We start from the raw sequence: 13,264 nt of genomic DNA, 5'->3' as shown, positions 1-13,264 counted from the left end.
AATGTTAAATTAATTTAATACAGGTAATTAATCTATAATCTGGGGCAAAAATTATGAATGATACAGCAACAATACTTGAAACAAAAATCGCTTTGAGAGAAGCTTTGAAGACCTATGACGGAGATGTTAAACAGCACAAGGTTAAGGAAAAAATTGAGCAACTTTCTCAACTTAACCCTATAGTAGACCCAACCCATAGCTCACTCTTAGAATCTCAAGACTGGCTATTAATTAGTGCCCCTTCTTTTCCTCAAGGATAGAAACTCTCTAATGGTAAATATGCTTATACTCTGGGAAGATTAGCATTTAATATGTTTGAACCTACCAATTTAAAGTTAGTTATTGACTCTGTTAGACAACCTGTTGTGTTGTTAGGAGAAGGAGAAAAACGTAGCCATGATATTGTAGTTGAGTTTAGTATTATTGATGAATTATTCCCACCATTAAAAGGTATAGTTCGTAATTTAGGTGTTTGTTATCCTGCCGATAATAAAAACTTACAAGTCGAATTTACAGGAGGAACTTTAGCTCCACAAAAGGGTGAAGATTTATCAATTTGGAAAGATATATTTGTTCAACCTAAAGCATCAAAGAAAGGGTTAAAAGAACAATTAATGTCTGTATTTTTAAAGTTGATGTTTGGGTTAATACCTCCCCAAGGTATGAATACAGAAACAGGAGAAATTTCTTTTACAATGAAGCGATCGCCTAAAGGTCGTTTAGAACTCCTTTATCTAGATGAAGAACTTCGCATTACAAAGGGAGAAAAGGGAACTGTTTTAGTCTGTGAACGTTTGGCTTCAAAAGTTAATAATTAACAATTAATAATTAACAATTGGTAGTCCTATATATGTAGTGATAAAATTGTGGTCAGGCGATATAGCTGCCGCATTTGCTCCACCTTTAATGTCGCGCAGGAAAATTCTTGATTATAATCAAGAATCAAATACGCGCGTAGTTCCTAAATGATTTTCTAGGTTTTTAGTGGATGATAAAGTCTTTCTGAGCAACCCAGGGCAAACGCATCTTATTTTGAAGTTCTTATAGGGCAAGGATGTCAAGCTTATGAGTATTTATACTCATCATTTCTCTAAAGCTTAATGGCAAAAGTTTCCAGAATTTAGATGCGTTTTCCCTACTGACCAACCGAGAAATTCTAGCCACGTAAAGTATTATATCAAATCCGGTTAATTCGGTATAAAAAAATGTTCCATTTGAGCGTCATTACCAAATCTTTCTAAATTCTCTTCCCTCTTAACTCCTAAGAGACTGTTTGTAAAATAAGTCTTAACAGAGCAAATAATGACTAAAATCTAAAAGCGGTAGTACTTCAAGAGATTGAAATTTCCTAGATACCAGAGGTTTAAAGGTACATATATTCCCAGATTTTTAACTTACAAATAGTTGTCTTGATTTCTTCCTCCCTCCATACCTATTCCCTATTCCCTGTTCCCTGTTCCCTGTTCCCTATATCCTTTTTATATTTCCTTTACAAACAGTCTCTAACTCTTTTTGTATGATAGGATCAGAAAATAATTTTATGTATTATTTAAACTAAGGTATCTATGCTGTATCACTTAGACTTTCGAGTAGAATATCCTGCTACTATGAGCCAAGAAGAACTATTTACTATTTGGAGCGAAGAAGCAGATGCTGCAATGAGTGCTAAGGAAGCAGGAATTGTAGTAAATTTATGGAAGTGTGTGGGAACTCGTAGAGTAATAGCTATTGTTGATGTGGAATCTCCCGATCAACTTGACCAAATAATTATGGATTTACCAATTGTGAAAAAATTGGGACAATATGTGAATATCGAGGTTACATCATTACGACCCTATGAAGATTTTGCTACCGATTTGAAAGCGAGAAAAAGCTAAGAGCCATCTATAGAACCCATTTGAGGTCTATTGAAAAATGGATGGGGTGATGGGGTGATAGGGTGATGGGGAGATGGGGTGTATTGAAATATTTTTCCATCTTTTCGGTCTATTTCCTATATCCACAAATGACTCCGTACTTCAAAAATTTACTTCCAGGTAAAAATACCAAATGGCTTCTATAGTAATCCTATTTAAGTTGTAATATTTTGCTGGTAGGGGGGAATGGCCATTCCCCCCTACAGGAGTCATAATTTTAAAGCTTTTCAGTTCAAATTAACTATTAGACATCTCCAAAAATGAAAAATAAAATCTATTCTTATCCATAAATTATCAATTACTCCCCCCTGTTCCCTGTTCCCTGTTCCCTGTTCCCTGTTCCCTCTTTTCTGGAGATGTCTATTATAAAAATTGTCACAACCAATGCGCGGATTGCTACATAGCTAAAAATTCCAAGATTCTAACCAAACTGGCCATTCCAGAAATCATAAATTAATCAACTGCACCTGAGTAATTAATAGCGAACATTTTCTTGTTTCTCCAAGAGGTAGAAATTATGAATTTTCCTTTAATTATCTTGAGATGTGTCTTGCCAATAATTTTTGTAGTCCAAACTTGGCTAATACATCCTTTGCCTAGTTTTGCTCTAACGGTACAACAAGTATCAAACCCCCGACAACATTATCATGGTTGGGTGACAGATATGGCTGAAATTCTCAGTCAAAGTACAGAAAATCAACTTAACCAAATGATTTCCGACTTAGAAGCCAAAAATGGCTCGGAAATTGCTGTTGTAACTGTGCCAGAAACTCAACCAGCAGCAACTCCCAAAGCATTTGCTACTAAGTTGTTTAATTATTGGGGAATTGGTAAAAAAGGTCAAGATAACGGTGTGCTGTTTTTAGTTTCTGTAGGCGATCGCCGTGTGGAAATTGAAACTGGTAAGGGAATACAGCAAACTTTACCAAATGCTAAGGTTAGTAATATTATCGACACTAAAATTATCCCTGAATTTAAGTCAGGAAACTTTGAAAATGGTGTGGTTGCAGGTACAAAAGAATTAGTAACATCTCTGAAAACAGAGAAATCTCAGTTAAGTAAAACTTCCATCGCAGGTATCTTTATGGGTATCTTCATCAGTATTTTTCTGGTATCAGTACTTCAACTAGGGTATCTGGAAAATATTATCCTAGCATTTGTAACAGCACTTCCAAATACACAGACTTTCTTTATAAGTATAGGTATCTTCATAGGTATCTTACTGATATGGATGTTCCGGGGTATATTCAAAAGTTTTAACAAAACCCAGATGAGTGCGAAAAGCATCTATAGTAGTAGCAGTACTTCTGGAAGTGAGAAAGCTTCCATCTCTATTACTAAAAATGCTGACAATAGTTCGACTCAAACTGGCAGCAGCACCTCTGGTAGTAAGAAAGCTTCCATCTCTATTACTAAAAATGCTGACAATAGTTCGACTCAAACTAGCAATAGTTCTTACAAGAGTAGTAGCAGTAGCTCTAGATGCAATAAAGGTAAGAGCTTGAGTAGTAGCAGTAGCGATCGTAAAACTACTGGTAGTAGATCGAATAACAGTAGTAGTAGCTCTTACAGTGATGATAGTAGCTACAGTCACAGTAGCAGTAGCAGTAGCTCTGGAAGCTATGATAGTGGTAGTTTTGGTGGTGGTGGCAGTGATGGTGGAGGTGATGGTGGTGGCTGGTAATAACTATACTTTTAGTATGGCAAAATAATAGTCATTGGGTTTTGAGACTGAAAATTACAGAAAGATAGCAAAGTAAATTAATACTTCAATTCAATAGATCGGGAAGAGGGAAAAATAATAATTCCTCTTCCCTTTTCCTAACACTTTACATCATGTCGGTTTCTATAAATCCTGGGAAAAATATCTATACCAAGTTTAAGTTTTTTCCCTCTTCCTTCTTACTGACAACTGACAACTGATAACTGAAATGACCCTTACTTTATAATACTGATGCTAGTGGACTGGATATCACCAATCATAATAAAGTTTTTCGGCATCAAACATAATCTCTTCATTTGGCAATCTAATTTTAGGTTTTTGTCGCGGATAAAGATTTTCTACTGCTTTTGTATCCTGTTCAATAACAGTAGCTGCTGCCTGCAAAAATGATTTTTGAAACAAAAACTTTAATAGTGGATTTTTGAATTTTCCATATAACAAAATAAAAGTCTTTGTTAGATTCTCTCTTTCTGGATAAATAATATGAGTTTGAGCAATACTACCAACTGGTGCTTCAGCAAATAAAACTGTAGTTGAAGGAAAAGAATATTCCAAAATATTATTCATAACTTTAGGAATTATCCCCAAAGCTGGATTTTTCAAAATTTCTCCGAGAGTATTTTTTGCTCTTGTTGCTTTTTGTTCTACTTTGGCATAATATCCATCAGTTTGGTATGACTTAACATCACATGAAGTAATTTGAAATAAATCCTTATGAGTACCATTTTGATGATTATAATCGTAGTTCACAAGCATACTCCTTAAGAAATCTGCCTGAATACTCTTTTCTCCAGTTACTCCTAGAAATTCATATTCCTTAGTTACTCTGTGAATTAATTCAGGAATTGGCAGTCTTGGTTCATAGCCACCGTAAGTCCAGATACAATCATCTTTAACTATTAATTCTAAAGTTTGAGTAACTGGTTGAGTATCTAATTTACCCTCTTTATATAATTTTCCTTCTACATCAAATTCTAGAGCATGAAAGGGGCAAGTTATTGTGTTTCGTTCTTGACAAACCCACCCTTCAGATAGAGGAGCTTGTAAATGGGGGCAGATATTATCGAGGGCAAAAACTTTGCCTTTTTGGTTTTGCCAAATAACATAATCTTTCCCGTTTAAAGTAATTTTTTGTGGTTGATTAAAACCCAACATTGATTTATGAGCAATCAACCAAGGTGCGCCTGGTAAAATTGGTTCCATTTCTTCCTCTCAAATCAGATTTACTAAAAAAATGTTTGCCCTAAATTTATCTATAGGGTTATCTTGTTTCTAAACTAGAATAGAGCAAATTTAAAAAAGTATAGTTACTGTAAAATCATTTGCAAAACTATTAATATTTTTGCACTCCTTCTAACACCTAACACCTTCCAACAAACTCACACTCTGCAACATTTTATGAAATTGGTATAGCAATACAAAAAAATTTTAGGACATTGATAAAATTGAAATCCTTTACAACCAATAGTTTTTATTTGAGCTGAAGTTCGCAGTTACGACCCAGAAGGCAAGAGGCTAGCTGATAGCTGAATACTTAAAGCTATATATTACTATTAGACATCTCCAAAAATCAAAAATAAAATCAATTCTTTTTCCCTGTTCCCTGTTCCCTGTTCCCTTTTTTCTGGAGATGTCTATTCAAATAATAATTCTTTAGATCCACTATAACCAGATTCTACTATTTGACAAGCTATTTGTTCATAAGCTCCAGGTTCTTTTGGTATAGTAGTTGCCAAACCATCTACATAACGATTAAACATACAAAAAGCTGCTGCAATTAATACTGTATCGTGAATTTCCCTATCTGTTGCACCTAAATTTTTTGCTTGTTGAATATCATCCTCAGAAACTTGTTTACCATCAAGTTGCACTTTTGCTGCTATTTTTAGTAGCGCCTTGAGTTTGTCTGTAATATTTGCACTCTCAAGATTTTGGTAAACTGTATCAACTACATTACTATCGTTTTTGAGCAATTGTTTGGCTACCGCTCCATGAACACCTGTGCAAAAGTTGCATTCGTTCCGGTGAGATACATAAGCAGCTATGATTTCTCGCTCTTCTAGTGATAGGGGTGAGTCTCCTCTCAACAAAGTTTCGCTCAATTCCAACAGCAGTTTGCCTGTATCGGGTCGATATTTCATTAACCCGGCAATGCCGGGAAAACCTGATGGTATATCTATATATGCCATTTAGTACTCCTCTTAGTAATTACTAACTAAATTTTTAGTTAGTAATTACTATAAAACTATTAAATTTGCTTTGTCAAGAGTTAACGAAGCAAATGCTAATATTAATTAGCTACGGGTCAAGGCCAAGTGTTGGCCATAGTTAAGAGTGTAAAGCTTGGCCTTTTCAGTTCAAGCTAGTAAATTTGTTGGGAGTCTATATACTCGTGAACCATCCTGCCAAAGAAAAATCATTGCCTAACAAGAAACGAAAATTGCGAGATCGAGAAGCAACAAAAGCCGAAATTTTAGATGCAGCAGAGGAAGAGTTTGCTAAGTCTGGTTTAGCTGGGGCAAGAATAGATGCGATCGCGGATCGTACAGGAGTAACAAAGGCCATGATTTATTATTACTTCAACAGTAAAGAAGGTTTGTATCAGGAGGTTTTTCAAAGACTGGCGAGAGAACTTAATCAAATGATTCATCCGTCGCAACTAGAGAAGTTACCAGCAGAAGTAGCATTGAAAATGCTAGTACGTTCAGCGATCGCCTACGAAGCATCTCATCCTCATAGAGGGAGACTATGGTTTCACGAAGCGATCCAAAATCAGGGTAAATATGGTAAACTAAGTGGTTGGCAAGAAAGTTTTGTCTGTTTAGTAAATATTCTCGAACGAGGAATAGCAGAAGGAAATTTTCGGCAGCTCGATCCATTTTTAACAGCCATTAACATTCTGGGGATCTGTGTATTTTATTTTGATGCCCAGAAAAATCTCAATTATCTCAAGCCAGAACGGGAACTTTTGAGCCAAGAAATGATTGAAAAACAAACTCAAGAAGCAATCAATCTAGTTCTAGGAGGAGTGCTGCTGCATACAGAAAAATCCTGTAGAGTTTAAGGTAGAGTCAAAATTCAATTACTGTTGCATAATTCAACTCATTAATTTTTATATTGATACTTTTTTGAGAATGTGGGTGAAATTCAAAAAATGAGCCAATCATTATGGGGGGTTATGTTGACGATCCCAATCAATAAATCATAATTTTTTTATGCTAAAAAAGAGAATTACTAAAATTTTATTAATTTTTATTTTATCTGTAGTTATTTGCTTAAATATTGGTTACTTTTCTCCTAGAAATTTGGGGAATAATTCTTGTGATTTAAACTTATTAAAAAACGGTATACCAATATACATTTACAATACAGGTATCCATACAGATATTCTAGTTCCAGCCAAGACTAAAAGTTGGGATTGGCAAGAACATTTAAACTTAAAATTAATAGTTAATCCATCAGTTTCAATAAATTATCTAGCTTTTGGCTTTGGCGATAGAGCTTATTTTCTAGAAACTTATACTGGGACATTATTACCAATTGTAACAATTTTTCAGGCCCTATTCCTGCCCACACCTTCTGCAATGAGGGTATTAGCTTATCAAAATGTTCCTAAACAATATGAAATTAAGTGTGCTATAATTACCCAATCTAATTACCATAGGCTAATGGAATTTATCAATGATTCTTTCCAGTTTGATGCCCAGGGTAATAGAAGAAGTCTGACCATAGACCCTAATTATAGAGTTGGTTTTTATGCAGCAAAAGATACTTATTCAATTTTAAGAGCTTGTAATGATTGGACTGCAGAAGCTCTGAGGTTAGCAGGAGTAAAAACTCCTTTATGGTCAGGACTTTCTAGTTCGATTATGTATCATGTTAACAGTGGGTGCAACTGTGAACAAAATTAGTAGTTTTGTATACAAAATATCAAGTTTATGAATATAATTCCCGCGATCGATATATTAGGTGGACGTTGTGTAAGGTTGTATCAAGGAGATTATGAGCGAACGCAAGTTTTCAATGATAATCCAGTTGATGTAGCGAAAAGATGGGTAAAGGAAGGAGCAACTAAGCTACACTTAGTAGACTTAGACGGTGCAAAAGCAGGACAACCAGTTAATCAAAAGACAATTGAAGCGATCGTCAAAGCAGTAGATGTACCAGTACAAGTAGGCGGTGGGTTACGCAACTATTCCGCAGTGGCAAGTCTACTTGCTCTTGGGGTGCAGCAGGCTATTTTGGGTACTGTTGCCCTAGAGCGACCTCAGTTAGTTTCCAACCTTTGCCAAGAATTTTCTGGTCAAATTATTGTAGGTATTGATGCCAGAGATGGTAAGGTTGCTACCAAAGGTTGGTTAGAAACTTCAGAAGTATCAGCAACTGACCTGGCGCGTCAAATGGCCAAATTTAAAGTTGCAGCGATCGTCTACACTGATATTCACCGGGATGGTACTCTCAAAGGACCTAATATAGAAGCCTTAAGGGAGTTAGCTACTTCAGTTAACATTCCTGTAATTGCTTCTGGTGGTGTTAGTTCAATTACGGATCTATTAAGCTTACTATCATTAGAACCCATTGGCGTTGAAGGCGCAATTGTTGGTCGTGCCTTATACACTGGAGATATTAGTATCACAGAAGCAAATCAAGCAGTAGGTCAAGGGCGTTGGCAAGATGTCCCTCCCAACTTGGGCTATTCTGCATTTGCCTAATTTGTTTGTAGTAGGGCTTTAGCCCTATCTATTTTAATTGTTCAAGCCCTACTAGGAAGCTCTAATTATAACTATTTAACCGAACATAATATAAACAGGACTTACGCATCAGGTAGGAAAAACTAGGGTTTGAGATTGCTTCCCTGTCGGTCGCAATGACGAAAATATGTTGTACTTGCGTAAGTCCTAATTAAATTACTTTAAATATCTAAAAAAATTAATAGAGATTGTGAGTTCAGAAAACCTAGAGTTATTTGAAACTGAATATAAAGCTGGGAAACACGCCTTTGAACGTGGTCAATATAGCAAATCATTACAGCATTTAGAAACTGCCCTAGAAAATATCAATCCTAATTCTCGGTTAGGAGGAGAGACACAAATATGGCTAGTGACAGCATATCAAGCTGCAGGCAAAGTTCAAGAAGCTACTGCCCTTTGTAAAAAACTCACTCGTCATTCTTATTTACAAACCAGGCAACAAGCAAAACGTATATTAGCTATTCTGGAAGCACCTGTACTGAGAACCCGACCAGAATGGGTAACAAAAATTCCTGACTTGGGCGCAATATCTGAGAGTGATGCTAAAGATCGTAGGGGTAGCGGTCTAGTTTCCCAAGTTAAGTCGCCTCCACCGAAGCCAAAAACTGCTCAATTAGAAGTTGTCGATCCCAGCAAGGTCAATACAAAAGATAATCAGTTTGTTTGGGTCGCTTTACTATTGATAGTTCTGACTTTAAGTGGGTTAGTTTGGTTTAGTTGATTTTTTGAAGTTCCCGTGGAGAGGGTTTGTAACTGTTGGCTAAAATCTGGTATTAGACATCTCCGATAATCAAAAATTAAATCAATTATCTCGTATAAATTATCAATTATTTCTCCCTGCTCCCTGCTCCCTGCTCCCTTCTCCCTCTTTTCCGGAGAGGTCTATTGTCTATAAAAATCTGGGATTATCTGTTTTATGCTACTTGGATTCAAAACTGAACTACACCCCACAAACGAACAAAAAACATTACTAGCTAAACACGCGCTTTGTAGCTAGGTACGCTTACAATTGGGGATTGTGGTTGACTAGAAACATTCGTATAGCACAATTCAAATAATCCTGATAATAAACTTAAATTTCCTACTGCAATCGACCTGCATAAACTTTTAGTAGCAATGCTTAAACCGAATAACTATTGGTGGGTACTAAGTATCTAAAACAGAGCCGTATGGATGCTTTGAGGCATTTGTCTTTACTCTTGGAAACGAAGATTCACTCCTTGTGTCTAGTCAACCTAGACTTAAGAAAAAAGGTAGAGATGATAGTTTTACTCTGGACGGTTCAATATCAGTAGGTTTTAATCGTATTAAGTTACCAAGAATTGGCTAGAATCCTATCACGTCTGGAAAGATGTAGTATTAGTCAGACCAGCAGAGACTGTTTTAATTCGGATGCCATTACGAGATTTTGCTCGAAAGACTGTTTACCATTGTCATATTCTCGACCACGAAGATTTGGGGATGATCGGAAATTTAGAAATTAAGGCTTGACTTTCCACTTGACTGGAGGGTTTATGATTGAAGTAAGGAGTCATATCATGTCCGTTTATATCGTTTGTGTAAAAGTTAGCGTAAATATCAACAGGAAATTTAAGTTTTTTCTTGCTCTTAAACCTTCCTCTCTCTGGTCCCTCTTCTCTGTTCCCTGTTCCCTAGCTTTGCTATACAATACCGATGCTACCGGACATGATATCAGAAAACATAATAACCGAACCCCTGTAGGTAAGTTTCATTGAACTTCCATACTTTTTTTGGAGATTTATTATCAGTCAAGAAAATGAGAAAATTCAATAAAAAATCCAGAGAAAAAACTCAGACAAAATTCAGATAATTTTAATCTCTGGTTTTTAATATCAAACCTAAGCACTCATCCTAAATTTTACGGAGAGTACAGATAATCAAATAAATTTGGAGATGTCTAATGAATATAAATGGTAAAACTTGGTTAAATATTCGTGGAGCGATCGCCACAGCAATGGCCGTAACTTCGACCCTAACTATTAGTTCCGCAGCAACAGCAGCAAGATTAAAAGTTACAGTAGAAAATATTGCCCCTACTCAAGGGTTCTTTTTCTCTCCATTATGGGTAGGCTTTCATAATGGTAACTTCGATACTTTCGACTTAGATGTAGCTGCCCCTGAATATCTCGAAGCATTAGCCGAAGATGCTAATACTGCACCAATTACTGCTGCTTTTGCCAACAGTGGCGCAGGCGAGACTCAAGCTACAATATTAGGACCTACAGGTCCTTTTCAGGTGCTGACTTCTGGCGATACTGCTTCTATGATATTTGACCTAGATAGTAGTCTGGATAGTAGTCGTTATTTCAGTTATGCAGCAATGGGTTTACCTAGTAATGATGCTTTTATTGCTAATGAAAACCCTTTTGGAATCAAGATTTTTGATGATGATGGCAGTTTCTTAGGTGCTGACTTTGTTGTGACTGGCGATCGAGTTTGGGATGCAGGAACAGAAGTTAATGATGAAATACCAGAAAATACTGCTGCCCTTGCCCAAGCTGCTCCTAACACTGGTGCTGATGAGAATGGAGTTGTCACTTTTCATCCCGGTTTCCTAGAAGGTGGTAATATTCTAGCAGCAGCACCAAACGGTGATTTCACAGCTCCTGGCTATCAGATTGCACGCATTACTGTTGAGTCAGTACCTGAACCTACAAACACTTTAGGATTATTTGCTTTTGGTGGCTTGTTGTTCTTGGGAAATTCAGCTCGGAAATCTTTTAAAAAGTAATTAAACAGTTACTGGCTAAAGATTATACAGGGGGTATTTTTTTACCTCCTTTGATTATAGCGTAAATGGCGATCGCTCTTTTTGGATGGCTGGTACAACAGGATTTATAATAAGGCGATCGCTCTTTTTGTCATTGGGATATTAGCTGAAACAGTCCAGTAGGGTGCGTTAATGAAGTGTAACGCACCAGTAATCATAAAATATGTGTAATTCAAGGTGCGTTACGGCGTTGCCTAACGCACCCTACCAGACTGGGTAATTTTAGGTAAGTTTAGTAGAACGGATAGTTCATAGATTTTTCTAAGAAGCTGTTTGTCAACTTATAAAAACCTCTCTCCTAGGAGGAGAGAGGCTTTGAGACCCCCCTTCCCTACAAGGGAAGGGGGGCAGGGGGGTTAGGTTTGCGCGGATTCATAGGTTCTATGCAATATTTCTCAAACAGCTTCTAAGGTTTGGGGTTATCTAGTTGATTTTGGAAATATGAATCGAATTTTGCTGATTTCCAATTTTTAGCTTGGCGTACTTGTTCGACTGTTAGTCCTTTAGCCCCTCTCAGGTCAGCCCCTCTCAGGTTAGCCTCACTCAGGTTAGCCTTACTCAGATTAGCCCTTCTCAGATTAGCCTCACTCAGGTTAATCCCTCTCAGATTAGCCTCACTCAGGTTAATCCCTCTCAGATTAGCACTACTCAGGTCAACCCCACTCAGGTTAGCCTTCTTTCGCTTAAGATCCTTTAGTTGAACCCTTGTCAACTTCGCCCCTTTAAGGACAACGCCTTTGAGGTCAATGTCTTTGAGGTCAACCCCTTCCAGATCTGCTCCTTCCAGATCTGCTCCTTCCAGATCTGCTCCTTCCAGTTTTGCCCCTCTCAATTTCGCATTTCTTAAGTCAGCTTCTCTCAAGTCAGCCTCTCTTAGATCGCTATTTCTTAAGTCAGCCTCTCTCAATTTAGCCTTGCTGAAATTAGCCTTTTTTAAATTGGCATTCCGCAGGTTAATACCGTTTAACTCTGTATTCTCTGCCTGTAGCCACTCCAAACTGTTTCCTTCTTGGGCTAGTCTTTCCAATCCTAGATGAGTACCACCAAAAACTTCTTCTTGATCAGAGTTAATAATTTCCCAAGTGCGATACTGAGATTCATAGTCAACTTCAATTAATGTATTAATCAGAAGAAATAAAGCACCAATAATCGATAGTTTCTCTAACTTCTCCAAAATCGGAAAAATATCTAAGTGAGCAATAGAATAGTTCAGAGATTCGATCGAGCGTTCTATTTTGAGAAATTGTAAGTCACGCAGCAAGTAAACCCTGAAGGAATTTCGAGATTCTCGGAAAAGGTGACTCTCATAGTATTTATTAAACAGATGATTGTAAATATGGGGCGGAAGTTCCATATCTTTGGCTTTGTCAAAAAAATGTTCATTCCAGGTTTCCCGATCGGCCATCCCTTTGAGTTGGTAGAGTTCCTCTAGGGTAGCGTCGATCTTTTTCCATTGCTGTTGTGATAGGTCAATATTAATTTCATTATCAGATATTCCTTGTATTCCTTCAATGGTTGTGGAGCTGCTAATTTTCCAATTGCAAATGTTGGCATTTGTCAGATCGGCTTGATTGAGATTGGCACCTTGTAAACAAGCACGCTCTAAAATAGCATTACACAATTGACTCCCTTGCAAGTTAGCCTCGGATAAATTGGCATCAGTGAAATTAACCTCATTTAGTTGCGCTCCTGCCAAATTAGTCTGGGTTAGATCGGCATCTGTAAAGTCAGCTCCATCTAGGTTGGTATTACTCAAATCAACATAGCGAAGATTAGCATTACGAAAGCTAGCTTGTTTCAGGTCTAATCCTGACAAATTCACCCGATACAGATTTAGAGAATCAAAGTTTTTTGAGCTTAATGTCATTTCTAATATTTCCGCCTACTATATTTATCATATCAAGTCCCGATAATTAGTTATTCAGGACTTACGCATTAGGTACGAAAAACTAGGGACTTGAGATTGCTTCCCTATCGGTCGCAATGACGAAAATAGGTTGTATTATTGTAAAGTCATTGCGACTGGAACGGATTCAAAGGAAGCAATCTCAAGGTTTTAGAAGCTGTTTGCAAACTCATAAAA

General features: G+C 37.0%; 13 protein-coding genes and 1 pseudogene. 11 read left to right on the top strand and 3 right to left on the bottom strand.

What is annotated here, in order from left to right:
• The first annotated feature begins 53 nt into the window (after positions 1–53).
• From ACP6PM_RS26060 to ACP6PM_RS26045, 4 genes are all read left to right on the top strand, one after another.
• The gene (locus ACP6PM_RS26060) at positions 54–260 is read left to right on the top strand and encodes a hypothetical protein (protein ID WP_426589812.1); all 207 of its coding nucleotides are present in this window, start codon (positions 54–56) and stop codon (positions 258–260) included.
• A 51-nt stretch (positions 261–311) separates the two neighbouring features.
• Positions 312–818, top strand: coding sequence for a PAP/fibrillin family protein (locus ACP6PM_RS26055; RefSeq protein ID WP_426589811.1), 507 nt, complete (start codon positions 312–314; stop codon positions 816–818).
• Between the two features lie 747 nt (positions 819–1,565).
• Positions 1,566–1,877 carry a muconolactone Delta-isomerase gene (locus ACP6PM_RS26050; RefSeq protein WP_426589810.1) on the top strand — a complete coding sequence of 104 codons (312 nt, stop codon included), beginning with the start codon at positions 1,566–1,568 and terminating at the stop codon, positions 1,875–1,877.
• Positions 1,878–2,433: 556 nt separating this feature from the next.
• The gene (locus ACP6PM_RS26045) at positions 2,434–3,600 is read left to right on the top strand and encodes a TPM domain-containing protein (RefSeq protein ID WP_426589809.1); all 1,167 of its coding nucleotides are present in this window, start codon (positions 2,434–2,436) and stop codon (positions 3,598–3,600) included.
• 288 nt (positions 3,601–3,888) lie between these two features.
• On the opposite strand, the gene ACP6PM_RS26040 is transcribed toward ACP6PM_RS26045, so the two are convergent.
• The gene (locus ACP6PM_RS26040) at positions 3,889–4,842 is read right to left on the bottom strand and encodes a Rieske 2Fe-2S domain-containing protein (RefSeq protein WP_426589808.1); all 954 of its coding nucleotides are present in this window, start codon (positions 4,840–4,842) and stop codon (positions 3,889–3,891) included.
• Between the two features lie 431 nt (positions 4,843–5,273).
• Positions 5,274–5,828, bottom strand: coding sequence for a carboxymuconolactone decarboxylase family protein (locus ACP6PM_RS26035; protein ID WP_426589807.1), 555 nt, complete (start codon positions 5,826–5,828; stop codon positions 5,274–5,276).
• Between the two features lie 203 nt (positions 5,829–6,031).
• On the opposite strand from ACP6PM_RS26035, the gene ACP6PM_RS26030 reads away from it, so the two are divergent.
• The 7 genes and pseudogenes from ACP6PM_RS26030 (at position 6,032) to ACP6PM_RS26000 (ending at position 11,142) form a co-directional block, all read left to right on the top strand.
• On the top strand, positions 6,032–6,703 hold the full coding sequence (locus ACP6PM_RS26030) for a TetR/AcrR family transcriptional regulator (protein ID WP_426589806.1): 672 nt from the start codon (positions 6,032–6,034) through the stop codon (positions 6,701–6,703).
• A 151-nt stretch (positions 6,704–6,854) separates the two neighbouring features.
• Positions 6,855–7,550, top strand: a complete 696-nt coding sequence (locus ACP6PM_RS26025) for a DUF2459 domain-containing protein (protein ID WP_426589805.1) — start codon at positions 6,855–6,857, stop codon at positions 7,548–7,550.
• 27 nt (positions 7,551–7,577) lie between these two features.
• Positions 7,578–8,351, top strand: a complete 774-nt coding sequence (hisA, locus tag ACP6PM_RS26020) for a 1-(5-phosphoribosyl)-5-[(5-phosphoribosylamino)methylideneamino]imidazole-4-carboxamide isomerase (RefSeq protein WP_426589804.1) — start codon at positions 7,578–7,580, stop codon at positions 8,349–8,351.
• Between the two features lie 229 nt (positions 8,352–8,580).
• The gene (locus ACP6PM_RS26015) at positions 8,581–9,111 is read left to right on the top strand and encodes a hypothetical protein (protein WP_426589803.1); all 531 of its coding nucleotides are present in this window, start codon (positions 8,581–8,583) and stop codon (positions 9,109–9,111) included.
• Between the two features lie 195 nt (positions 9,112–9,306).
• Positions 9,307–9,387: a helix-turn-helix domain-containing protein gene (locus ACP6PM_RS26010; RefSeq protein ID WP_426589887.1), complete on the top strand. Its 81-nt coding sequence runs from the start codon at positions 9,307–9,309 to the stop codon at positions 9,385–9,387.
• A gap of 347 nt (positions 9,388–9,734) precedes the next feature.
• Positions 9,735–9,881 (top strand): annotated as a pseudogene (locus ACP6PM_RS26005) (multicopper oxidase domain-containing protein); the annotation flags it as partial.
• Positions 9,882–10,311: 430 nt separating this feature from the next.
• Positions 10,312–11,142, top strand: a complete 831-nt coding sequence (locus ACP6PM_RS26000) for a spondin domain-containing protein (RefSeq protein WP_426589802.1) — start codon at positions 10,312–10,314, stop codon at positions 11,140–11,142.
• Between the two features lie 445 nt (positions 11,143–11,587).
• Here the strand turns inward: ACP6PM_RS26000 and ACP6PM_RS25995 are convergent, their stop codons facing one another.
• Positions 11,588–13,048 (bottom strand): pentapeptide repeat-containing protein, encoded by a 1,461-nt coding sequence (locus ACP6PM_RS25995; RefSeq protein ID WP_426589801.1) that lies wholly within the window; start codon positions 13,046–13,048, stop codon positions 11,588–11,590.
• Between the last annotated feature and the right edge of the window lie 216 nt (positions 13,049–13,264).

The sequence above is a fragment of the Dapis brunnea BLCC-M229 genome (genome assembly GCF_050015995.1).
Classification (GTDB): Bacteria; Cyanobacteriota; Cyanobacteriia; order Cyanobacteriales; family Microcoleaceae; genus Trichodesmium.
Note: the sequence above shows the minus strand (reverse complement) of the source record. Positions and strands in the feature narration are given on the sequence as shown.

Excerpts from the sequence above, each read along its gene's own strand:
- ACP6PM_RS26050 (WP_426589810.1), top strand. The coding sequence starts at position 1,566 with ATGCTGTATCACTTAGACTTTCGAGTAGAATATCCTGCTACTATGAGC.
- ACP6PM_RS26000 (WP_426589802.1), top strand. The coding sequence starts at position 10,312 with ATGAATATAAATGGTAAAACTTGGTTAAATATTCGTGGAGCGATCGCC.
- ACP6PM_RS26010 (WP_426589887.1), top strand. The coding sequence starts at position 9,307 with ATGCTACTTGGATTCAAAACTGAACTACACCCCACAAACGAACAAAAA.
- hisA (WP_426589804.1), top strand. The coding sequence starts at position 7,578 with ATGAATATAATTCCCGCGATCGATATATTAGGTGGACGTTGTGTAAGG.
- ACP6PM_RS26040 (WP_426589808.1), bottom strand. The coding sequence starts at position 4,842 with ATGGAACCAATTTTACCAGGCGCACCTTGGTTGATTGCTCATAAATCA.
- ACP6PM_RS26055 (WP_426589811.1), top strand. The coding sequence starts at position 312 with ATGTTTGAACCTACCAATTTAAAGTTAGTTATTGACTCTGTTAGACAA.
- ACP6PM_RS26060 (WP_426589812.1), top strand. The coding sequence starts at position 54 with ATGAATGATACAGCAACAATACTTGAAACAAAAATCGCTTTGAGAGAA.
- ACP6PM_RS26045 (WP_426589809.1), top strand. The coding sequence starts at position 2,434 with ATGAATTTTCCTTTAATTATCTTGAGATGTGTCTTGCCAATAATTTTT.
- ACP6PM_RS25995 (WP_426589801.1), bottom strand. The coding sequence starts at position 13,048 with ATGACATTAAGCTCAAAAAACTTTGATTCTCTAAATCTGTATCGGGTG.
- ACP6PM_RS26025 (WP_426589805.1), top strand. The coding sequence starts at position 6,855 with ATGCTAAAAAAGAGAATTACTAAAATTTTATTAATTTTTATTTTATCT.
- ACP6PM_RS26035 (WP_426589807.1), bottom strand. The coding sequence starts at position 5,828 with ATGGCATATATAGATATACCATCAGGTTTTCCCGGCATTGCCGGGTTA.